This is a genomic window from Pseudomonas azerbaijanoccidentalis (assembly GCF_019145495.1).
GTDB lineage: Bacteria > Pseudomonadota > Gammaproteobacteria > Pseudomonadales > Pseudomonadaceae > Aquipseudomonas > Aquipseudomonas azerbaijanoccidentalis.
This window is the reverse complement of the sequence record NZ_JAHSTU010000003.1, coordinates 347,530-366,737: the sequence shown is the minus strand read 5'-3', so window position 1 is coordinate 366,737 and position 19,208 is coordinate 347,530. Positions and strand designations below refer to the sequence as shown.

At 58.0% G+C, this 19,208-nt stretch carries 23 protein-coding genes; 9 read left to right on the top strand and 14 right to left on the bottom strand.

What is annotated here, in order from left to right:
- Positions 1-15: 15 nt before the first annotated feature.
- The 5 genes from speE to KVG88_RS12515 form a co-directional block, all read right to left on the bottom strand.
- Entirely contained in the window at positions 16-891 is an 876-nt protein-coding gene (gene speE, locus KVG88_RS12535) for a polyamine aminopropyltransferase (RefSeq protein WP_150702830.1), read from the bottom strand.
- A gap of 268 nt (positions 892-1,159) precedes the next feature.
- The gene (locus KVG88_RS12530; RefSeq protein ID WP_075948699.1) at positions 1,160-1,351 is read right to left on the bottom strand and encodes a PLDc N-terminal domain-containing protein; all 192 of its coding nucleotides are present in this window, start codon (positions 1,349-1,351) and stop codon (positions 1,160-1,162) included.
- Between the two features lie 82 nt (positions 1,352-1,433).
- Complete coding sequence (locus tag KVG88_RS12525; RefSeq protein WP_217871585.1) at positions 1,434-1,964, bottom strand: hypothetical protein; 531 nt, start codon at positions 1,962-1,964, stop codon at positions 1,434-1,436.
- Between the two features lie 136 nt (positions 1,965-2,100).
- Positions 2,101-2,619, bottom strand: a complete 519-nt coding sequence (locus tag KVG88_RS12520) for an ankyrin repeat domain-containing protein (protein ID WP_150702832.1) — start codon at positions 2,617-2,619, stop codon at positions 2,101-2,103.
- 111 nt (positions 2,620-2,730) lie between these two features.
- A complete protein-coding gene (locus tag KVG88_RS12515) occupies positions 2,731-4,557 on the bottom strand; it encodes a long-chain-acyl-CoA synthetase (protein ID WP_217871583.1) in 1,827 nt (608 codons plus the stop codon).
- 366 nt (positions 4,558-4,923) lie between these two features.
- On the opposite strand from KVG88_RS12515, the gene KVG88_RS12510 reads away from it, so the two are divergent.
- Positions 4,924-5,202 (top strand): DUF3509 domain-containing protein, encoded by a 279-nt coding sequence (locus KVG88_RS12510; RefSeq protein WP_150702834.1) that lies wholly within the window; start codon positions 4,924-4,926, stop codon positions 5,200-5,202.
- Positions 5,203-5,320: 118 nt separating this feature from the next.
- On the opposite strand, the gene mtnC is transcribed toward KVG88_RS12510, so the two are convergent.
- From mtnC to aroC, 5 genes are read right to left on the bottom strand one after another with little or no spacing between them, the layout of a single operon-like run.
- The gene (gene mtnC, locus KVG88_RS12505) at positions 5,321-6,004 is read right to left on the bottom strand and encodes an acireductone synthase (RefSeq protein WP_217871581.1); all 684 of its coding nucleotides are present in this window, start codon (positions 6,002-6,004) and stop codon (positions 5,321-5,323) included.
- Positions 6,005-6,008: 4 nt separating this feature from the next.
- Complete coding sequence (locus KVG88_RS12500) at positions 6,009-6,554, bottom strand: 1,2-dihydroxy-3-keto-5-methylthiopentene dioxygenase (protein ID WP_150702836.1); 546 nt, start codon at positions 6,552-6,554, stop codon at positions 6,009-6,011.
- Positions 6,555-6,566: 12 nt separating this feature from the next.
- The gene (locus KVG88_RS12495; RefSeq protein ID WP_217871579.1) at positions 6,567-7,187 is read right to left on the bottom strand and encodes a methylthioribulose 1-phosphate dehydratase; all 621 of its coding nucleotides are present in this window, start codon (positions 7,185-7,187) and stop codon (positions 6,567-6,569) included.
- On the bottom strand, positions 7,184-8,335 hold the full coding sequence (locus KVG88_RS12490) for an MFS transporter (RefSeq protein ID WP_217871577.1): 1,152 nt from the start codon (positions 8,333-8,335) through the stop codon (positions 7,184-7,186). Before KVG88_RS12490 ends, KVG88_RS12495 begins: the two co-directional genes overlap by 4 nt.
- A gap of 28 nt (positions 8,336-8,363) precedes the next feature.
- A complete protein-coding gene (gene aroC / locus KVG88_RS12485; protein WP_054048587.1) occupies positions 8,364-9,455 on the bottom strand; it encodes a chorismate synthase in 1,092 nt (363 codons plus the stop codon).
- 84 nt (positions 9,456-9,539) lie between these two features.
- Between aroC and KVG88_RS12480 the strand changes: the two genes are divergently transcribed.
- Together KVG88_RS12480 and KVG88_RS12475 are read left to right on the top strand one after the other, a co-directional pair.
- Entirely contained in the window at positions 9,540-10,538 is a 999-nt protein-coding gene (locus tag KVG88_RS12480) for an alpha/beta hydrolase (protein ID WP_217871576.1), read from the top strand.
- A 99-nt stretch (positions 10,539-10,637) separates the two neighbouring features.
- Complete coding sequence (locus KVG88_RS12475; protein WP_217871574.1) at positions 10,638-11,429, top strand: hypothetical protein; 792 nt, start codon at positions 10,638-10,640, stop codon at positions 11,427-11,429.
- 89 nt (positions 11,430-11,518) lie between these two features.
- On the opposite strand, the gene prmB is transcribed toward KVG88_RS12475, so the two are convergent.
- Positions 11,519-12,427, bottom strand: coding sequence for a 50S ribosomal protein L3 N(5)-glutamine methyltransferase (prmB, locus tag KVG88_RS12470; protein WP_217871573.1), 909 nt, complete (start codon positions 12,425-12,427; stop codon positions 11,519-11,521).
- Positions 12,428-12,666: 239 nt separating this feature from the next.
- Here prmB and KVG88_RS12465 point away from each other — a divergent pair, with 239 nt between their 5' ends.
- The 4 genes from KVG88_RS12465 to KVG88_RS12450 all read left to right on the top strand — a co-directional run bounded on the left by KVG88_RS12465 (position 12,667) and on the right by KVG88_RS12450 (position 14,856).
- Positions 12,667-13,254: a cysteine hydrolase family protein gene (locus KVG88_RS12465; RefSeq protein ID WP_217871571.1), complete on the top strand. Its 588-nt coding sequence runs from the start codon at positions 12,667-12,669 to the stop codon at positions 13,252-13,254.
- A gap of 132 nt (positions 13,255-13,386) precedes the next feature.
- The gene (locus KVG88_RS12460; RefSeq protein WP_150702844.1) at positions 13,387-13,707 is read left to right on the top strand and encodes a hypothetical protein; all 321 of its coding nucleotides are present in this window, start codon (positions 13,387-13,389) and stop codon (positions 13,705-13,707) included.
- 76 nt (positions 13,708-13,783) lie between these two features.
- A complete protein-coding gene (locus tag KVG88_RS12455) occupies positions 13,784-14,341 on the top strand; it encodes a Smr/MutS family protein (protein ID WP_095059191.1) in 558 nt (185 codons plus the stop codon).
- A gap of 305 nt (positions 14,342-14,646) precedes the next feature.
- Positions 14,647-14,856: a hypothetical protein gene (locus KVG88_RS12450; RefSeq protein ID WP_212625048.1), complete on the top strand. Its 210-nt coding sequence runs from the start codon at positions 14,647-14,649 to the stop codon at positions 14,854-14,856.
- Positions 14,857-14,915: 59 nt separating this feature from the next.
- Here KVG88_RS12450 and KVG88_RS12445 read toward each other — a convergent pair whose 3' ends face one another.
- Together KVG88_RS12445 and KVG88_RS12440 are read right to left on the bottom strand one after the other, a co-directional pair.
- Entirely contained in the window at positions 14,916-15,329 is a 414-nt protein-coding gene (locus tag KVG88_RS12445) for a response regulator (RefSeq protein ID WP_217871570.1), read from the bottom strand.
- Positions 15,330-15,541: 212 nt separating this feature from the next.
- Positions 15,542-15,796 carry a DUF1652 domain-containing protein gene (locus KVG88_RS12440; RefSeq protein WP_217871559.1) on the bottom strand — a complete coding sequence of 85 codons (255 nt, stop codon included), beginning with the start codon at positions 15,794-15,796 and terminating at the stop codon, positions 15,542-15,544.
- Between the two features lie 269 nt (positions 15,797-16,065).
- On the opposite strand from KVG88_RS12440, the gene KVG88_RS12435 reads away from it, so the two are divergent.
- Positions 16,066-16,551: a DUF6130 family protein gene (locus KVG88_RS12435; RefSeq protein WP_217871831.1), complete on the top strand. Its 486-nt coding sequence runs from the start codon at positions 16,066-16,068 to the stop codon at positions 16,549-16,551.
- Positions 16,552-16,868: 317 nt separating this feature from the next.
- On the opposite strand, the gene KVG88_RS12430 is transcribed toward KVG88_RS12435, so the two are convergent.
- Positions 16,869-18,281, bottom strand: coding sequence for a DUF1254 domain-containing protein (locus KVG88_RS12430; protein ID WP_217871556.1), 1,413 nt, complete (start codon positions 18,279-18,281; stop codon positions 16,869-16,871).
- Positions 18,282-18,978: 697 nt separating this feature from the next.
- Here KVG88_RS12430 and KVG88_RS12425 point away from each other — a divergent pair.
- Positions 18,979-19,188, top strand: coding sequence for a hypothetical protein (locus KVG88_RS12425; protein WP_217871554.1), 210 nt, complete (start codon positions 18,979-18,981; stop codon positions 19,186-19,188).
- Positions 19,189-19,208: the final 20 nt, after the last annotated feature.

Sequence of the window (19,208 nt, the reverse complement as noted above, 5' to 3'; positions counted from 1 at the left end):
GCTACCGATTGATGATCAGTCGTTGCTTGGCTTGCCCACAGCCTGCAATACGTATTGTGGCAAGGCGAAGGCGCCGATGTGGATTTCCGGATTGTAGTAGCGCGTGACGATGCCACTGCCGGCGAAGCGCTGTTGCAGGGTTTCGCGTGACAACTTGCGATAAGCCGTGTTGGTTGCGCCCCAGGCGAACGTCATCGAGCCGCCGATGTAGGTCGGCACCGCGGCCTGGTAGAAATGCCAGTCCGGGAACAGGCTGCGCAGACGACCGGCGGTGGTCTTCACTTCTTCGATCTGCATGAACGGCGTGCCGTTCTGGGTCACCAGGATGCCGCCTTCGTTCAGGCAGCGGTGGCAGGCCTGGTAGAAGTTTTCCGAAAACAGCACTTCGCCCGGGCCGATCGGGTCGGTGGAATCGGAAATGATCACGTCGAATTTTTCAGTGGTGGTGGCGACGAAACGCATGCCGTCGTCGATCACCAGGTTCAGGCGAGGATCATCGAACGCACCTTTGGAGTGGTTCGGCAGGAATTCCTTGCACATATCGACCACGGTGCCGTCGATCTCGACCATGGTGATGTGCTCGACGCTGCGGTGCTTGGCCACTTCACGCAGCATGCCGCCATCGCCGCCACCAATGATCAGCACGCGCTTGGCGGTGCCGTGCGCCAGGATCGGCACGTGGGTGAGCATTTCGTGGTAGATGAATTCGTCGGCTTCGGTGGTCTGGATCACACCGTCCAGCGCCATGACCCGACCCATGCGCGGGTTTTCGAAAATCACCAGGTGCTGGTGTTCGGTGCGCACTTCGTGCAGCAGTTTTTCCATGCGAAAACGCTGGCCGTAGCCTTCGTAGAGGGTTTCCAGGTAGTCGCTGGCGGGGATGTTGCTCATGGGAAGTGCTCCGATGAATGCGGTGGCAACGGACGGTTACCCGCCCATGATGGCCAATCGAACGCGTCGATTGCCCGGGAAAGGCGCGCATTCTACGTCGCGGAAGATGACAGGTCGAACCTTCCTCATCGAACGACACACAACCCCCCCTGTGGGAGCGAGCCTGCTCGCGATGACGGCGGCACCTTCAATATCAATGTGGCAGATGGGACGCCATCGCGAGCAGGCTCGCTCCCACAGGGAAATTTCGTTGTGCCTGAGAACTCGGTCAGATCCGCACATTGCCACGCGGTCCGGCAATGGCCCAGATAATCAGGCCCAGAACCGGCAGCAACAGGATCAACAGTACCCAGAGGACTTTCATCCCCGTTTCAGAGCCACTTTTCAGCACATTGATGATTGCCCAGATGTCCAGGGCAAGAATGATCAGGCCTACAAGGCTGTTGAACGTGGAACCCATGGTGACGCTCCCGAAGAGTGGTATGCCCCCTTAGGATAGCCGGCCACGGCCAGGGTTCCCTTTTATTGACAGCTTGGTAGCTTCAGACGTGGATGGCCACCTTCAACGCTTCGAGGGATGGCGCCGCGCTGATGCCCACTTCGGCGCACAACTCAACCACCCGTGGCACGTCGTTGCCGAACACCAGCACCACTTGCAACTCGTCATCGAGCAACTGGCTGAAGTTCATCAGCGTGTAGCCGCCGTTTTCCTTGTTCAGGCTGCTCATCTGCACCTGGATGCGGTTAAGTGCGGTCAGGGCTTCAGTCTTGGCCAGTTGCTTGGGCTTGAGGTTGAAATCGACACCCGGGCCGAACGAAGCGACGATCTGCGCAAACAGGTCCATGTAGGTGTCGGCCTGGAACAGCACGGTTTCCGGCAGGCTGCCGACGACCACCCACTCACCCAGTGGGATCGGGAAGGTTTCGTCGTAGTTGATGTCCGGGTTGGCCGTCAGAAAAGCCTCTGGATCCGCGTAAGCCTGGGCCGCTTCGTCAGCGACTTTCTGGATTTCGTCATCGCCCATGCACCCGGAGCTGATTTTGCTGATGAGTTCGACGAGTGCGGCTTTCATGGGGTAGATCCTGTAGCGAGGGAGATTTGAGGGCGCGAAGGATAACGCAAGGATAGATTCGAATGCCCAAAAAAGATCGCAGCGTGCGCCATCCCAATTTAGGAGCTGCCGAAGGCTGCGATCTTCTAAAAATCAATCAGCCCAGCAGTTTTTCCAGCTGAGCGATGGTATCGGAAGCCCCCAGGGTCTTGGCGGCATCCAGTGCGGTAATGCCATTGGCATCCTTGGCTTTCGGGTCGGCGCCTTTGCTGATCAGGTAATCGACAACTTCAACGCGGTTGAACATCGCCGCCATCATCAACGCCGTGCGGCCGTCGAAAGACGAACCCTCCACCTGCGCGCCACCTTCGACCAATGCCTTGATCACCGCCAGGTCACCCTTGAACGCGGCGCCGGCAATCGGGCTCTGGCCATTATCATTGCGGATCTCAGGATCGGCTTTGTGTTCAAGCAAGACTTTCACGGTATCTACATGGCCGTGGTACGCGGCCAGCATCAACAAGGTGTCGCCCTTGTGATTGCGCAAGTTCGGCGGCAGGCCCTTGCTCAGCAGTGCTGCCATCATGGCCGCATCGCCCTCGCGCGCCTTGTTGAAGACCTGTTCGGCAAACTCGGCAGCTTCTTCGGGGGTCATCTGGCGGCTTTTGTCGGACATTGGGCACTCCATTTTCTGTCGTTCGTAAAAGCCGACAGTTTCCCGAGCCGCTCCGGCACTGTCACTTCTTTTTTCTGATGCGCGGCCATAGCCGCATTCAATAGCATCGTCTCAATAACGATGTTTGCCGCCCTGAATGTCCGACAGCACCTGCTCGGTGACCTGCACATAAGTGTCGGTGCCGGGCAGCCAGGCGTAAATCGGATCGTCGCCGGTTCTGCCCGGGTCGAAGGCTTCGTCCTTGAGTCGGGTCTTCTGGTACTTGAAAGTGCCGGTGGTCTCCATTTTGACTTTCACCCGCAGGAACAAAGGCACCGCGTAGGCCGGCAACTGTTGCCGCACGAACGCGAGTAATTCGCTGAAGTCCAGGGTCGCCAAAGACTCGGCCGGCGTGATGGCGGCCATCCCGGCGCGCCCGTTGGTGTTGCGGATTTCCACACCGTAAGCCACGGCTTCGGAAATATGCGGGTATTGCAGGAGGATGTTCTCGACCTCGGTGGTTGAAACGTTTTCGCCTTTCCATCGGTAAGTGTCACCCAGCCGATCAACAAACTGGGCGTGCCCAAAACCAATGTTGCGCAACAGGTCACCGGTGTTGAAGTAACGGTCGCCCTTCTCGAACACATCGTGAAGGACCACTTTCTCGGTTTTCTGCGGATCGGTGTAGCCATCCAGCGGTGCTTTGTCGTCGATTTTCGCCAGCAACAACCCTTGCTCGCCCTTGCCGACCTTGCGCATGAAACCGTTGGCGGCACGGGTTGGCGCACCCGAGTCGTGGTCGTAGGCCGCCAGTTCCCAGGACATCAGGGAAAAACCGACGGTGTTGTCGAAATTCAGGATATTGGTGAAACCGATGTTGCCGTCGCTGGCGGCATACAGCTCACAGATGTGATCCACCGCGAAGCGTGTCTTGAACTCGTTCCATGCGCCGGGCCGCAGACCGTTGCCGATCATTTTCCGGACCCCGTGCTTGCCGTCGTCGGCACTCGGCGGCTGATCGACCAGATAGCGGCATAACTCGCCCACGTAACCAATGGTCGTCGCCTGGTACTTGTGCACGTCGCTCCAGAACTGGCTGGCGCTGAATTTGCGGCGAATGGCAAACCCCGAGGCACCGCTGATGGCCGAGCCCCAACACACGCACAAACCGGTGGCGTGATACAGCGGCAACGTGCAATAGACGACGTCCTCGGGACGCATATCAAGGGCGATCATGCCGAAGCTGGCGGAGCTGCGCATCCAGCGCCCGTGCTTGAACACCCCGGCCTTGGGCAACCCGGTGGTGCCGGACGTGTAGATGTAGAAACAAGGGTCGTCGAAAAAAACCTGCTGGCTGCTCGCGGGGTTTTCACTGTCGGCGTCGACGCTGGCGGTCATCAGATTGACGAAGCCGTGTGGCGCGATTCCCGGGTGGCTCCAGGTGTCCTGATCGGCGACAAACCAGGTGCGCGTCGCGTCGATCGAGACCTGATCACGTACGGCCTGGAATACAGCAAGCAGCTCTTCGCCCACGACGATGGCCGCCGGGTTCACCAGATTCACGCTGTGCACCAGGGTGTCGCGGGTCTGCGAGGTATTGAGCAACGCCGAGATCGCGCCAACCTTGGCCACCGCCAGTATCGTCACCAGCAGTTCCGGGCGGTTCTCGATGAAGACTGCCACGACATCGCCTTTGACGATGCCTTGTTCGATCAGGTGATGGGCGATGCGATTGGCCCATTGGTTGACCTGTGCATAAGTCAGCGACACGTCGCCGTGAAGCAGTGCCGGGCCATCGGGATTGCGCAAGGTGGCTTGCTCGAAACTCCAGCCCAGGCCACACGGTTGGGTCGGATCCTTGACGTTGGCGACCTTCATTCCCTTCACCACGCGCGGAATGGCTTTGGCAATGGAAGGCAGCTTGCGGAGCATCATGCCCCAGGTAATCGTGTCGCTCATGCTTGCTCCCGTTCGATCTTTTTATTGTCGGGCGGCGGTGACTGAAGCCCGAAAATACGTCAACGGTTCTTGAGCTGTACACGCGGTTTTTGAAATGTTTTGTATCCGCGACGATCTGCGTTCTTGAGTGACAACGGCACGGCGTCAGCGCGAGCGCCGGGCTGCGCAATGGTTCCATTCAATAGCCGATAAACCCGCAAAATGCAGGATGCACGATGGCCATTCATGCAATTTGCACGGAAGCAAAAAACCGATAGGTTGTTAACCTGCTGTTTTTAAAGGAATTTTTTAGAGATCAGATGCTGGCACAAACGCTGCAACCCTCTGTGCATGCTTGCCATTCAAGTCATCACGGAGCTGAAAGACATGAGCCTGATTCAGGAAAAATTTTCGTCCCTGTTCTCCAACTTCGAAGTCAGCACTCAGGCGCGCCCTGACGGTGGAATCCTGCTGACTCTGCGCGGCGGCGAAGGCCGGGAGTTCAAACGCTCGATTTCCTACCAACAGTTGCACAATGGCGATCAACTGTCGTGGGTCATCAGCGCGATTCGCCGTGACCTTGCGGAACAAGCCAGTGAACTGCCGCAAATTTCGATGCTGCAGAGCCAGCAACGTTTTGCACTGCCGACTTATCACTCGCTGTAAAAATACCAACACTGTAGGAATGAGCCTGCTCGCTAAGAGGACGTGTCAGTCAACATTAACGTTGAACGACACAGCTCTATCGCGAGCGGGCTCGCTCTCACGTGTTTGGTGTGGTGGGTTAGAACGCTGAAGGCTCTATCCGCGCAAAACTGTCCACCGTGACATGCCCCGCCAGTTCGCCACCCTCGCGGGCCAATCCGCAAGTGGCCATTCCCGCCGCGCTCGCCGCGTCCAGCTCTTCGACGATGTCCGACAAAAACAGAATCTGCCCAGCCTCGACGTTAATCGCTTGCGTGATGTTGGCGTAGGACTGCGCCTCACGCTTGGGCCCGGACGTGGTGTCGAAATAGCCGCTGAACAACGGCGTCAAATCCCCCGCCTCCGAGCAGCCGAAGATCAACTTCTGCGCCTGGATCGAGCCAGAGGAATAAACGAACAGTTGATAACCCGCCGCATGCCATTGCTTGAGCGCTTCAACGGCATCCGGATAAACGTGGCCCTTCAACTGCCCGGCCTGGTAACCCTGTTCCCAGACCATCCCTTGCAGGGCTTTCAACGGCGTGGCCTTGCGGTCCTCGGCGATCCAGCCCAGGAGAATTTCGATGACACGCTCTACATCGGCGTTTGGCTCTGAGCTGTCGCGCCGCACGGCTTCCAGTTGCTCGGCCACGTCGGCACGCTCAGCCTGCTGACGTACAAAGTCCGGCAGATGTTTGGCCGCGTAGGGAAACAACACGTCGAACACAAAACTCACCGCGCTGGTGGTGCCTTCGATGTCGGTGAGAATCGCTTTGATCGGCATCGAGTCAGTCCTCAAGACGCGGGAATTGGCTGGCGATGTTTTCACCGGTGAAGTTCGCCACCCAGCCTTCCGGGTTGTTGAACAGGCGGATCGCGACGAAATGCGGATGCTCGCCCATGTCGAACCAGTGTTTGGTACCGGCCGGCACCGAAATCAGGTCGTTTTTCTCGCACAGCACCGCGTAGACGTAATCGTCGATGTGCAGGGTAAACAGGCCACGGCCGGCAACGAAAAATCGCACTTCGTCCTCACCATGGCGATGCTCTTCGAGAAACTTCGCCCGCAGCTCGGCTTTTTGCGGGTGATCGCTGTTGAGGCTGACCACATCGACAGTGATGTAGCCGCGCTCAGTCATCAGTTGGTCGATTTGCGCCTGATAGGCAGCGATCACTTCTTCCTGGCTGGCGCCGGGCTGGATCTTGGCCGCGGCTTGCCAGCGGTCGAAACGCACGCCTTGCTCGGCCAGGGTCGACTGAATGTCTTCGAGATGGGTCAGCACCTTATTGGGAATCTCAGGGCTGGAGACGTGATAAACGGACAGGCTGCTCATCAGGGCAACTCCTTAACGGTGCGAGAGCGAGCGCGTCTTCAACTCGCACTCGAACAAAAATTCAAAGGCTTCGATCTGCCGCAGGGCATCGCTCATGCGCGCCCCCCAGGTATAGAGGCCATGGCCACGGATCAGGTAACCGACGCAATCGGGATGGGCTTCGAGCCAAGGCTGCACCTTGGCGGCCAGGCGCGCAATGTCCTGGTCGTTGTCGAAAATCGGCACACGCACCCGCGACTCGTGGGTTGTCACACCGCTGAAGGCTTTTTGCAGTTCGTAGTCTTCGAACTCGATGAAGTCCTGCGGCGTCAGGCGCGACAGTACCGTGGCGTTCACCGAATGGGTGTGCAGCACCGCACCGATTTCCGGGCGCCAGCTATAGAGTTGGGTGTGCAGCAGGGTTTCGGCGGACGGCTTCTTGCCCGGTTCCAGGCTGTTGCCGGCAAGGTCAGTGGCCAGCACATCGTCCAGGCCCAACTGGCCTTTGTGCTTGCCCGATACCGTTAACAGGGCTTCGGTCGGCGACAAGCGAGTCGAATAGTTGCTGCTGGTGGCCGGCGACCAGCCGCGGCCATACAGAAAACGCCCGGCGTCGATGATTTCCTGGGCGAGGTGTTCACGGGTAAGGCTCATGGCCTGTCCTCTTGCATACGTGTGGCAATGATAACGGCAGCCGCGACGGCTGCGAGACTGGCAATACTAAAGGTCCATGCGGCGCCCAGGGCATTCCAGCTGTAGCCGGAATACAGCGCGCCCAATGCACCGCCGGTGCCGGCCAACGCGGCATACAGCGCCTGGCCCTGCCCTTGCTGGCGCGCACCGAAGCTACGTTGCACGAAGGAAATGGCAGCGGCGTGAAAGCTGCCGAACGTTGCCGCGTGCAACACCTGGGCAAACAGCAAGACCCAGAGGAATTCGGCCAACGAACCCAACAACAACCAACGCAGCGCGGCCAGCAGAAAACTCGCCATCAGCACCCGCCGCAGGGAAAACCGCGCGAGGATCCTGCTCATGGCTAGAAACATCAACACTTCCGCGACCACGCCAACGGCCCAGAGCATGCCGATCACACCGCGGCTATAACCCAGACGCTCAAGGTGCAGGGTCAGGAACGTGTAATACGGGCCGTGACTCATCTGCATCAGCGCCACGCAGCCGTAAAACGCCAGGACGCCGGGGCTGCGCAGTTGCTTGAGAAACCCCTCGCCCGCCACCCGGTTGCCCGGCGCCGGCTGGGCGTTCGGCACCCACAGGCTGCTGAGGACGATGCCGGCCATGATCAGCACCAGCGCCGCCGGATAAATATCCAGGCTCAGCCATTCGAACAACCGGCCCAAAGCAACCACGGTAATGATGAAGCCGATCGAGCCCCACAGGCGAATCTGACTGTAACGCGAGGTCTGGCCCTGCAAGTGCGCCAGGGTGATGACTTCGAATTGCGGCAACACCGCGTGCCAGAAGAACGCGTGCAAGGCCATGACCATCACCAGCCATGCGTAGGTCTTGCTGACGAAAATCAGCGAAAAGGTCAGCAGAGTGCACACGGCGCCAAAGCGCACGATAGCCAGGCGCCGACCGGTGTAGTCGCCGAGCCAGCCCCAGATGTTCGGTGCCACGCAGCGCATCAACATCGGGATCGCCACCAGTTCGCCGATGCGCGCGGCGCTGAAACCCAGGTGATCGAAGTACAGCGCCAGAAACGGCGCTGTCGAACCGAGCAAGGCGAAATAGAACAGATAGAAACTGGAGAGCCGCCAGTACGGGAGCGCCGCTGCAACCATCAGATTGCAGCGGCCGTGAGGTCAGCCATTAAAGCTGACCCAGCACCGGCGTGCTCACGCGCACGTCGGCGTTCTGCCCGCGGTGACGCAGCAGGTGGTCCATCAGCACGATGGCCATCATCGCCTCGGCAATCGGCGTGGCACGAATGCCAACGCACGGGTCGTGACGGCCCTTGGTGATCACGTCCACCGGGTTACCATGAATGTCGATGGACCGGCCCGGCGTGGTGATGCTCGATGTCGGCTTCAACGCCAGGTGCGCAACGATTGGCTGACCGGACGAAATACCGCCGAGGATGCCGCCCGCGTTGTTGCTGAGGAAACCTTCCGGGGTCATTTCATCGCGATGTTCGGTGCCGCGCTGGGCGACGCTGGCGAAACCAGCGCCGATTTCCACGCCCTTGACCGCGTTGATGCTCATCAGCGCATGGGCCAGTTCGGCGTCGAGGCGGTCGAAAATCGGCTCGCCCAGGCCCGGCATCACGCCTTCAGCGACGACGGTGATTTTCGCGCCGACTGAATCCTGGTCGCGACGCAACTGATCCATATACGCTTCCAGCTCCGGCACTTTGTCCGGATCCGGGCTGAAGAACGCGTTCTCTTCGACCGAATCCCAGGTCTTGAACGGGATTTCAATCGGGCCGAGCTGGCTCATGTAGCCGCGAATCACGATGCCCTGGCTGGCCAGGTATTTTTTCGCAATCGCTCCTGCCGCCACGCGCATCGCGGTTTCGCGCGCCGAACTGCGGCCACCGCCACGGTAATCGCGCTCGCCGTACTTGTGGTGGTAGGTGTAGTCGGCATGGGCCGGGCGGAACAGGTCCTTGATCGCCGAGTAGTCCTTGGACTTCTGGTCGGTGTTACGGATCAACAGGCCGATGGCGCAACCGGTGGTGCGGCCTTCGAACACGCCAGAGAGGATTTCGACTTCGTCGGCTTCCTGGCGCTGGGTGGTGTGGCGGCTGGTGCCGGGTTTGCGGCGGTCCAGGTCGCGCTGCAGATCTTCAAGGGAGATCTCCAGGCCCGGCGGGCAGCCATCGACAATGGCGACCAACGCCGGGCCATGGCTTTCGCCCGCGGTGGTGACAGTGAACAGCTTGCCGTAGGTATTGCCGGACATGCAGGACGCTCCGTGAAATCGAACCCAAATACATAATGCGCGCCAGTATACGCAGGCTACCCAAGTAGTTCATCCTCGAACCTTATGGGTGTCTGCGAGTCCAACCGGCATCTTGATGATGATGGCGTGATGATGCTGCGAGTTTTGCTCTTGACCCTTACCTTGTTTACAGGCTTCGCCCAGGCCACCGTCCTGCAACGGCCGATCTCGTTGGACACCGGCACCGGAGAGCTTTTCGGCTCGCTGCTGTTGCCAAAATCCGACACGCCGGTGCCGGTGGTCCTGATCATTTCCGGCTCCGGTCCTACGGATCGTGACGGAAACAACCCCGATGGCGGGCGCAACGATAGCCTTAAGCGGTTGGCGTGGGTGCTGGCCAAACACAATATCGCCAGCGTGCGCTACGACAAACGAGGCGTGGCGGCGAGCCTCGCGGCCACGCCGGATGAGCGCAATCTGACGCTGGATGCCTATGTTTCGGACGCCCAAGCCTGGGGCCGCAAGCTCAAGACCGATCCGCGTTTCGGCCAGTTGATCCTGCTCGGTCATAGCGAAGGCGCCTTGATCGCCAGCCTGGCGGCGCCGAGCGTCGATGCGGCGGCAGTGATTTCCATGTCCGGCAGCGCCAGGCCGGTTGATCAGGTCATTCGCCAGCAACTGGCTAATCGCCTGCCACCGCCACTGATGCTGCGAAGTAACGAGCTTCTCGACAGCCTCAAGGCCGGGAAAACCGATGACAACGTGCCACCGCAACTTCAGGTGATTTTCCGTCCGAGCGTGCAGCCGTATCTGATATCCCTGTTCCGTCAGGACCCGGCCGCGGCGTTTGCAAAGCTGAAGATGCCGGCGCTGATCATTCAAGGCAGCAATGACATTCAGGTCGGCGTCAACGACGCTCGCCTGCTCAAGGCTGCCAAACCCGACGCCGACCTGGCGCTGATCGAAGGCATGAACCATGTCATGCGCATCGTGCCCAACGACGTCAAACGCCAATTGGCTTCTTATAAAGACCCGAACTTGCCCTTGGCGGCGGAATTGGGTTCGCGAATCCTCGGATTTATTGACGGACTTCGCTCCAGTTAACCGCCATTTACCCTCTAGTGATGAAAAAAACGGCCGATAAGCCTTTGTCGCCAGCGCAATGACTGGTGACAAGTTGAGCTTGGACAGGATCTCGCCGTTATGACTGATACCCAGACTTCACCCGACACCACCGCTGAAAAAGAGGCACCGCCAGCGGTCGAACTGCCCTGGGCGGACGTCCACGTCGAGCACCATAAGATGCTCCGTCTGGCGCCGTTGCAGACCGATCGCAGCACCGGTGGCCGCCCCCTGCGCTTTGTTGAATTCGGCTATGCCGAACGCAATGACAAGCAGCGCAGCCTGATGCGCATGAGCATCACCCTGCCCGGCCAGCGCGTGCGCAAGGAACAGAATCATCTGGACGTTTGGGTCGATCACGTCGAAAAACGCGTGCATTTCGGCCCCGACAGCGGCTTGCAGATTGAACCGATGAACCGCGGCATCGGCCGCTTCCTGGCCGCGCAGGGCATTACTTGGGCGAAGAAGCGCTGGCCCGGCTACACCGTCGATGGCACCGACCTGAACAACAAGGACGCTCTCAACGAAGACACACGTCTGCGTCGCGACCACTTTTTGCGGGTGCACGGTTTTGATGTGGTTTACGCCGACGCCCAGCATTTGAAGGGCAGCGTCGAAGAAGTGCAGGTCGGCGACCTGTTGGGAGACTGGAACACGGAAAAACTGCAGATCGTGGAAATTCTCGAAGCGGCGCAGATGCTCCAGCAGGCCGAACAGAACCTCGCCGAGCAGGAAGTGAAACTCAAGAAACACGAAGAAAAGGTCAGCAAGTACAAACGCGAAGACGCCGGGCTGCGTTTCACCATTACTTGTCTGGTGGCGTTTGCGGTGTTTCAGGCGGGGTTGTTGATCTGGATTGCGACACACCGGTAAATCAAAAGATCGCAGCCTTCGGCAGCTCCTACAGCGATACGCGTTCCATGTAGGAGCTGCCGAATGCTGCGATCTTTTGCGTTTTAAGGTTAAACGCGAGAAGCGAACAGGGCCTGATGATCGCGGCACTGTTCGGCCGTCAGCATGAACACTCCATGCCCGCCCCGCTCAAAGTCCAGCCAGGCAAAATCGACTTCCGGGTACAACGCCTCGACGTGAACCTGGCTGTTGCCCACTTCGACAATCAGCAAGCCCTTCTCGGTCAGGTGATCCGCGGCTTCGGCGAGCATGCGTCGCACCAGGTTCAAGCCATCGTCACCGCAGGCCAGGCCCAGTTCCGGTTCGTGCTGGTATTCATCCGGCATGTCGGCGAAGTCTTCGGCATCCACATACGGCGGGTTCGACACGATCAGGTCGAAACGCTGGCCCGGCAAACCATCAAAGCCATCGCCTTGTACCGTGTAAACCCGCTCATCGACGCCGTGACGCTCGATGTTCTGGTTGGCCACTTCCAACGCTTCGAACGACAGATCCGCCAGCACCACCTCGGCATTCTGGAACTCGTAGGCGCAGGCGATACCGATGCAACCGGAACCGGTGCACAGGTCGAGAATGCGCGCAGGCTCGGTGCCCAGCCACGGGGTAAAGCGGTTTTCGATCAGCTCGCCAATCGGCGAACGCGGGATCAACACACGCTTGTCGACGATGAACGACATACCACAGAACCAGGCTTCACCCAGCAGGTAAGCGGTGGGCACGCGCTCTTCGATGCGGCGCTTGAGCAACAACTGCAAGCGGACCAGTTCGTCTTCTTCCAGACTGCAGTCGAGATAGCTATCGGCGATTTCCCACGGCAAGTGCAGCGCACCCAACACCAGTTGACGGGCTTCGTCCCAGGCGTTGTCGGTGCCATGGCCGAAAAACAGATCCTCCCCATGGAAGCGGCTGACGGCCCAACGGATATGGTCACGCAGGGTACGAAGGCGGGAAGTGATCACGACGGCAAACTCCAGAAAAATCGACTGGCGATTCTACCAGCCAAACGACGCCACGACGACGCAGGAAAAACACCGGAGCAAATGTAGGACTAATCTCTTTTTTCAGCCGGGCATTGAACAAAACAGACCACTTGACAACGCTGCACGCCAGTAACGACGGTGCCTACGATGGTAGCGATTCACAGAAGCGCTCAGCCAGAGGACAATGTCGCAAAAGCCCCACTCGAAGGAGCCCCAGAATGTCCGTTCCACAAACGATGTTTCAACTCAGCGGCCGCGGTTATGCAGCAGCCAAACTGAGTCATGCGACCCTGATCATCATCGATGCCCAGAAAGAATACCTCAGCGGTCCACTGGCCCTGAGCGGCATGGATGCGGCGGTTGCGAACATCAAGAAATTGCTGGCTGCTGCCCGAGCAGCGGGCCGGCCGATCGTACACGTGCGCCACCTGGGCACTGTCGGCGGGCTGTTCGACCCGCAAGGCGAACGCGGTGCGTTCATCCCCGGCCTTGAACCACAGGACGACGAAGCCATTATCGATAAGCTGCTGCCGAGCGCGTTCCATGGCACGGACCTGAAAAAGCGTCTTGAAGGGTTGGGCCTGGACCTGGTGGTGTGTGGCTTCATGAGTCATTCCAGTGTCAGCACCACGGTGCGCGCCGCGAAAAACCTGGGTTTCCGCTGCACCCTGGTGGAAGACGCCTGCGCCACCCGCGATCTGCCGTACAAGGGCGGTGTCCTGAGCGCCGAACATGTTCAACAGACCGAAATGGCGATCATGGCGGACAACTTTGCCGCGCTTGCCCTGACCAACGATCTGGTCTGATCACTACTGATATGAGCGGTATGCACCGCCGCTCATCCGCAAAAGCCTCTCATTAGCCGTAATTGTCTTAGCCTCAGGAACATCCCGGTCAACTCCCGGTCGAAGGGCCGATACCCATTGAGGAAGGTCGGAATGAAGTTATCCGATGGTTTTGACGCTCGCCGCTTGCGGCCCAAAGGCCAAAGCAACTGGCGTTTTAGAATTGGTGCGGCGTTCGCTGCGCTGCTGGCAATGAGTGGCGTGCTGCTCGCCATGGCCGGGGTTGCCGCCCTGCTGGGCCACGCCCCAGCTCTGGGCGAGATGAACTCCAACAAGGCCGGGGCGGCAGTGATTCTGGTCATTGGCCTGTTCGTGCTGTACCTCGGCGTGTGGCTGTGGCGCCGCTGCCGTCGCCGTTCGCGCCAGTCGCGGGAGCTGAACATGTCCCCACACCTGATGAAAAAACACGACTGAGCCAAATGCGGCGCACTTTGTCGCGCGCCCATTCGCTTCGAGTTGGGTAAACTGGCCGCCCTTCGCGGAGGCTGACATGCAAGACGACGATTTTTCCCTGTTCAAAAGCGCGATCCAAGGCGTCAAGCCGATCAAGCACGACCGCGCCGAAACCGGCAAACCCAAAGCCGACCGCGCGCAGATCGCCAAGCTGCGCCAGGCTGCTACCGTGCGCACCGATGCCACCACCGTCGACGGGCTGTCCGATCAGTTCGTCATCGACGTCGGCCCTGAAGACGAGCTGATGTGGGCGCGTGACGGCGTGCAGGAAAGCCAGATGCGCAAGCTCAAGATCGGCCAGATTCCGTTCGAAGGCAGCCTAGACCTGCATGGCATGAACGTGGAAAAGGCCCGGGAAACCCTTTGGGCGTTCCTCGCCGAAGCAACCAAATTCGAAATCCGCTGCGTGCGCGTCACCCACGGCAAAGCCGTGCGGCTGGACGGCAAGCGGCCGATGATCAAAAGCCACGTCAACACGTGGCTGCGCCAGCATCCGCAGGTATTGGGCTTCACCTCCTGCCAGGCGAAACATGGCGGTGCCGGAGCGGTTTATGTGATGCTCAAACGCACCATGATGGAAGGTCGCGACGAGTAAAGCTGATGCGTCACGCTTGCAGCGTCGTGTCTGCCACCGTACCCTTGCCCTTTGCGTAAAATCCCACAGGTAGTTTCATGTCCCTGGAACAGAATTACACCGCGATTCTAAAGGGGTAAGACAAAGTACTCAGGGCCAATAAAACCGGGCACTTCCTTACTTTGGGATCCCCGGTTTTCGCCTGATTTACACGGTCATTGGTACAAAAATTGGTACGAGATTCATTCCCTTTCAGGCGTCCTGCCTACCGTTCGTCACTTTCTAAGCTACTGCTACGCTTTCCTCAATCCACGGAGGAAAAGCACATGCCCAATTCCGATCTACTCCCTTCTCTACTGTTCAAAATCAACGAAAACCAGCTTGCCCTGGAAGCAGCCATCATGGAGCTTTCCAACTGGGTCGAGCAGCGCGGAGCCGCTGACGTAGCCGACAACGTGCGCGGAGCCCTCGAAGCAATCGACCGGAACGAGGAGTTCATCAAAATGACGCTCGCCGTCATGATGACGCCGGAGTGACCGTGATCGGCCATAAGCAGTCGGTCGTGACCGTCTGCTGTTGCCCGATACCTCCGTCGTCACGATGTTTTTTGGAGTGGGCGACCAGGTTGAAGTAGGTTTGCTACAGCCATCACCAGATCTTCCAAAGACCAAGGTTTCTCCAAGTACGTCGTTGAGGTGGGAACAGTTGAGGCATCCAGCGCGTAGCCGGAAGTGAGGATCGTAGCGATGGACGGCCATTTCGTCTTCACCAACGCGACAAGTTCGGCGCCTTGCAGTTGACCTGGCAAGCCATGATCCGCGATGACGAGCGAACAATCATTCGGCCTGCTCAGCAGGTAAATCAAAGCCTCATCTGCGGTTTCAAAATCCAAGGAGTGGAGACCAATCTCGGCCAAAATATCGACCATCAACACGCGAAGTATTGGGTCGTCCTCAACAACGATCCCCCATCCGGGTATGGGTGAGAGTTTTTCCCATTCTATGTTCACGCAATGGTTCCTTGCTCGAATGTCGCCATATGCGGTTTTGACGCCTCCCATATAGCCATTTTTTGAGAAACTAATGATAAGACGTCCGCGAAGAAACGTCTCTTAATTGAGAGAGACAAACGACACCTTTGAGTTGATCGCGGCCCTTCTCGGTAGCCAGCGATCGGCCACTATCGATCTCTTCGGCAGCACCATTTTTATGGTCCTGGTCACTACTTGGCTAATACCACCGTGCCCGTCGCTTTGTGCGCTGCCATTTCAGAACGAAGCTCACCAATCAAATTTGCAATTGCCCGGCTGGACGTCAGTTCGCTGGTCGTAACCGCAGTGACCAGAAGATCGACCCGGCCAGAGGTCGAATCGAATACCTTGATCATCAAAGATCCGTCCGGATTGGCTGAGCATGTGCAGGAGAGAGGCTGGAATCCACATTCGATAATGTGACGAAGCTCTAGTGTCGAGATCATGACTCGCGTCCCTTGGGTCGGAAGAAAGGAATCTAGCTTATTAATATTAGCTGCTGATCCTCGGTATGGGAGGCTGGAGTCACATCTCGTTGCAACCCTCCGCAGTGACCGCTACGGGTCGCACTCTGCCCTTTTTTACAGGCACCGATCGGCCAGAAGCAGTCAGTCAGTGTCGATGGAAAAAGGTGGGGGATGCCGATTTCGAAGAAGCACTGGACAGTACTTGGTTTGATCTAGGCTTAAATGAAACTACGTGGGAGAAAAACACTATGTCCCTCGCTCTCGGAAATCTATCGTCCCTTGCTTGGGGTGTCTTCTTTTGCACAGTTGCGTTTGGTCAAGGATCAGCAGACACCAATCACCCACCGGCAATACTTCCGTTGGAATCCGAGACGGTGCCGACGCTCATTGCCTATCCGCCGCTTGCCGAGCCGCTCGTCCGCGGAGTCGTGATTATCCAGTATCAAACAGAGCACGCCAGAATCATGCCGGTATTTGGTAAAGCAGCGGCTGATGTATCACCACGTCTTGGTCACCTTCACGTGACCATTGATGACTGGAACGGTACATGGGCGCACACCAGTGAAGACCCGATTATCTTGGTCGGGCTCAAGCCCGGCACTCACAAGGTACTTCTTGAAGTGGCCGACCCGACTCACAAAATCCTCACCAGTACGATCGTGAGTTTTACAGTTCCGGAGAAGAAGCCAACCGACGCCCCGCACGTTAACGATACTCACCCAGTAAAACCATAACTGTGGACAAGGGTGGATCAGTCACAGTGTTTGGTGGTCGCTAACCGACCCAAACCTGACGGTGGCGACTGGTTGAATCCACAGCCAAAAGCAGCCTGTCGAAATTTGAAACTATCCTAGGTCGAGAGCCCACATTGCCAGCCGCTCAGTGGTGAGCTGGTCAGATAGCAACTGGCAAAGTGAGCTAATCCAACCCTAGCTCATCCTAGAAAAGATTTCTTTGTCGATTGCCTACCTTCGCAACAGGTATCAATCGGCCAATAGCGGACGATCCGTCGATGCTATTGGCCAATGATTCAATATATATGTCCTGATGCTCAATTGACCTTGTTCAGCTGCGGTAGCTGCCACTTGCCCGAGAGAGCCTCCTCTGAGGGTTGATACAAACGTAACATCACGTAGAAACCGCCTTCGGGTGCCGGTAGCCAGTTGGCGGCATTCTCCCCCTGGGGTTTTTTGTGGGAAATGGGAATGGTGATCGAACCGTCCGCCGCGACTTTCAACCCCTGCGTATCGGAGCCGACCTTGTAGCGACTGATCTCGTTATCGACCAGCATTTTGTCGCTGGCGTCATACATGGTCAGCGACCAAAAGGCATTCACCGGCGGTGCCGAAGCCAGTTTGATTTCGTATTGATTGGCGCCAGTGAGTGGCTGGTTGTTGCTGTCGGTGAAGCGCAGTGGATACATCGCTTCGTGCTCACCCTGACCGCCCAGATAAGGCCCGGCCACCATGGCGCGCAGCGGGTAGTTGTAGCCAAAACTGTCAAGACCGGTCACCCAGTTCCAGCCATTGCGCACTTCCGATGTGCTGGCCAACGACGCAATCGCAACGTAGGGCGCAACTTTCAATCCTTCCTCGAGACCTTTGCGTGTGGCCGGATTCAACTTATCGGGTGAAAAGCCCTTTTCCGTCAGGCCGATGCGGGCGAACTGGGCAAACAAGGCCGCGTCGGCAGGCTTGACCGGATTGTCCTTAAGCGCCGAAGCCAGTTCGGTGAAGAACCCCAGCGGGTCGTCGCCGGTCTTCGGCAACGCATGCAAGGTTTCATCCTTATGGGTTTTGCCGCTCAACGGCACGACACTGAACTGTTTCTGCAAGGCGAGGATCGGTGCTACATCTTCACCCTGCTTGACGTGAATGCGCCCCCACAGCCAGATTTTTTTGGTCGAGACGTCGAGACGCTTAGCGTCCTTTGGCAACTCGCCCTTCCAGCCCGGTGGCACCAATACAAACTTGCCTGCCTTGGTGCCGGTCGTGCGCCGTCCGACATAGTGTTCAAGTTCCTGCCACATGTTGAACACATCGACCACGTAGTAACGGTCATGGGTATCAGGAACAGTCAACACGTAGGGCTCGGTCAGATCCAGCACCGCGCTCATGTAATAGGTGTCATTGTTGGCAGTGGGCATGTCCTTGGCGGACGGTGACGCCAGCGAAGTGGCCCAGCCGATCTGGTTCAGGCCTGCGCGATAGCTGGTGTCGGGCTTGGGTGAGGGAACGCTGATGTATTCACGTGCCACTCTTTCCATGCGCACCAGCGGATAACCCCAGTTGTAAGCCGAGATCGCCAGACTGTAGCCATCAGCCTGCATCCCTTTTTCTACTGCATCGGGTGTGGCAGGTGTAGTCAGCAGTAAATCCGGCGTGCTGGCTTGCGCGTGCATCGCGCTGCCGAGCGCGGCACATAGGGGCAGAATACAAAACAACAACTTGCGTGATGAAGTCATAACGAGCGTCCTTTCACGAGTAAGTGCGACGGGTAAAACCCACCTGAAGCACCAGACTGACGACTAAATGTCTGCAAGAACCCTAGGCACAGGGTTCCGGCTCGTCAAACGGATATGGGCAATTTTGAATTTCATCAGCGGTTTGAGAGTGTTTGACAGATGTTCCTGACGCACATTTTGGGATGGGTTGGTGCCCTGGCTGACAGGCAGCTATGGGTCGACAGCAGCCTTTCATGTAAGGTCTAACGCGGGACAATTGGATAGGGATTCGAACCCCTTCTAACATACCCATGGGCCGCTTCAGGCCAGCAAATATGGTGGTTTCGCCTGTTGCCCTCGGCGTGATGCGGCCTCAAGCGGGCTGTAATCTGCCCTAATTTTGCCCTAAGCGATCCCCCCTTCACGCCCGGCTATGCTGTTTGAACCCAAACCGGACGAGGTGCGTATGGAGGTGCAAGGTCGGTCTGATGATGGATTGGATGTAGTCATCCACTCCAGCCCCGGCCCGCCTGGCCCATCCTGTTTTATTTCTTCGCCTTGTAGCAATTTTTAAGCAGGTTTTCACACAGGCCCATCAAGGGCACTTCCGGGTCATGGTTTGGCGTCTTGGAGAGCGACCCTTGCTTGTGAGAAGGCGGCAATAAGTCACCCGCTCATTATTCGACTGCTACGCTGAATTTTCCACGGAGGATTCTTGATGCCCAATTCAGACCTGCTCCCTTCCCTGCTGTACAAAATCAACGAAAACCAGCTCGCCCTGGAAGCGGCCATCCTGGAGCTTTCCAATTGGGTCGAGCAGCGTGGCTCTGCCGAGGTCGCCGAGAATGTTCGCGGCGCCTTGGCGGCTATCGACCGCAATGAAGAATTCTTCAAGATGACGCTTGCAGTGATGTTGGCACCAGAGTGACTGCTACCAGCCAAAAGCAA

What these genes read in the sequence shown, in the direction of transcription:
- KVG88_RS12480 (WP_217871576.1), top strand. Translation starts at nt 9,540, where the DNA reads ATGGGTGTCTGCGAGTCCAACCGGCATCTTGATGATGATGGCGTGATG.
- KVG88_RS12435 (WP_217871831.1), top strand. Translation starts at nt 16,066, where the DNA reads ATGTCCCTCGCTCTCGGAAATCTATCGTCCCTTGCTTGGGGTGTCTTC.
- KVG88_RS12450 (WP_212625048.1), top strand. Translation starts at nt 14,647, where the DNA reads ATGCCCAATTCCGATCTACTCCCTTCTCTACTGTTCAAAATCAACGAA.
- KVG88_RS12510 (WP_150702834.1), top strand. Translation starts at nt 4,924, where the DNA reads ATGAGCCTGATTCAGGAAAAATTTTCGTCCCTGTTCTCCAACTTCGAA.
- mtnC (WP_217871581.1), bottom strand. Translation starts at nt 6,004, where the DNA reads ATGCCGATCAAAGCGATTCTCACCGACATCGAAGGCACCACCAGCGCG.
- KVG88_RS12515 (WP_217871583.1), bottom strand. Translation starts at nt 4,557, where the DNA reads ATGAGCGACACGATTACCTGGGGCATGATGCTCCGCAAGCTGCCTTCC.
- KVG88_RS12530 (WP_075948699.1), bottom strand. Translation starts at nt 1,351, where the DNA reads ATGGGTTCCACGTTCAACAGCCTTGTAGGCCTGATCATTCTTGCCCTG.
- KVG88_RS12500 (WP_150702836.1), bottom strand. Translation starts at nt 6,554, where the DNA reads ATGAGCAGCCTGTCCGTTTATCACGTCTCCAGCCCTGAGATTCCCAAT.
- aroC (WP_054048587.1), bottom strand. Translation starts at nt 9,455, where the DNA reads ATGTCCGGCAATACCTACGGCAAGCTGTTCACTGTCACCACCGCGGGC.
- KVG88_RS12520 (WP_150702832.1), bottom strand. Translation starts at nt 2,619, where the DNA reads ATGTCCGACAAAAGCCGCCAGATGACCCCCGAAGAAGCTGCCGAGTTT.
- KVG88_RS12425 (WP_217871554.1), top strand. Translation starts at nt 18,979, where the DNA reads ATGCCCAATTCAGACCTGCTCCCTTCCCTGCTGTACAAAATCAACGAA.
- KVG88_RS12495 (WP_217871579.1), bottom strand. Translation starts at nt 7,187, where the DNA reads ATGAGCCTTACCCGTGAACACCTCGCCCAGGAAATCATCGACGCCGGG.
- KVG88_RS12455 (WP_095059191.1), top strand. Translation starts at nt 13,784, where the DNA reads ATGCAAGACGACGATTTTTCCCTGTTCAAAAGCGCGATCCAAGGCGTC.
- KVG88_RS12525 (WP_217871585.1), bottom strand. Translation starts at nt 1,964, where the DNA reads ATGAAAGCCGCACTCGTCGAACTCATCAGCAAAATCAGCTCCGGGTGC.
- KVG88_RS12490 (WP_217871577.1), bottom strand. Translation starts at nt 8,335, where the DNA reads ATGGTTGCAGCGGCGCTCCCGTACTGGCGGCTCTCCAGTTTCTATCTG.
- KVG88_RS12465 (WP_217871571.1), top strand. Translation starts at nt 12,667, where the DNA reads ATGTCCGTTCCACAAACGATGTTTCAACTCAGCGGCCGCGGTTATGCA.
- KVG88_RS12430 (WP_217871556.1), bottom strand. Translation starts at nt 18,281, where the DNA reads ATGACTTCATCACGCAAGTTGTTGTTTTGTATTCTGCCCCTATGTGCC.
- KVG88_RS12460 (WP_150702844.1), top strand. Translation starts at nt 13,387, where the DNA reads ATGAAGTTATCCGATGGTTTTGACGCTCGCCGCTTGCGGCCCAAAGGC.
- KVG88_RS12475 (WP_217871574.1), top strand. Translation starts at nt 10,638, where the DNA reads ATGACTGATACCCAGACTTCACCCGACACCACCGCTGAAAAAGAGGCA.
- KVG88_RS12440 (WP_217871559.1), bottom strand. Translation starts at nt 15,796, where the DNA reads ATGATCTCGACACTAGAGCTTCGTCACATTATCGAATGTGGATTCCAG.
- speE (WP_150702830.1), bottom strand. Translation starts at nt 891, where the DNA reads ATGAGCAACATCCCCGCCAGCGACTACCTGGAAACCCTCTACGAAGGC.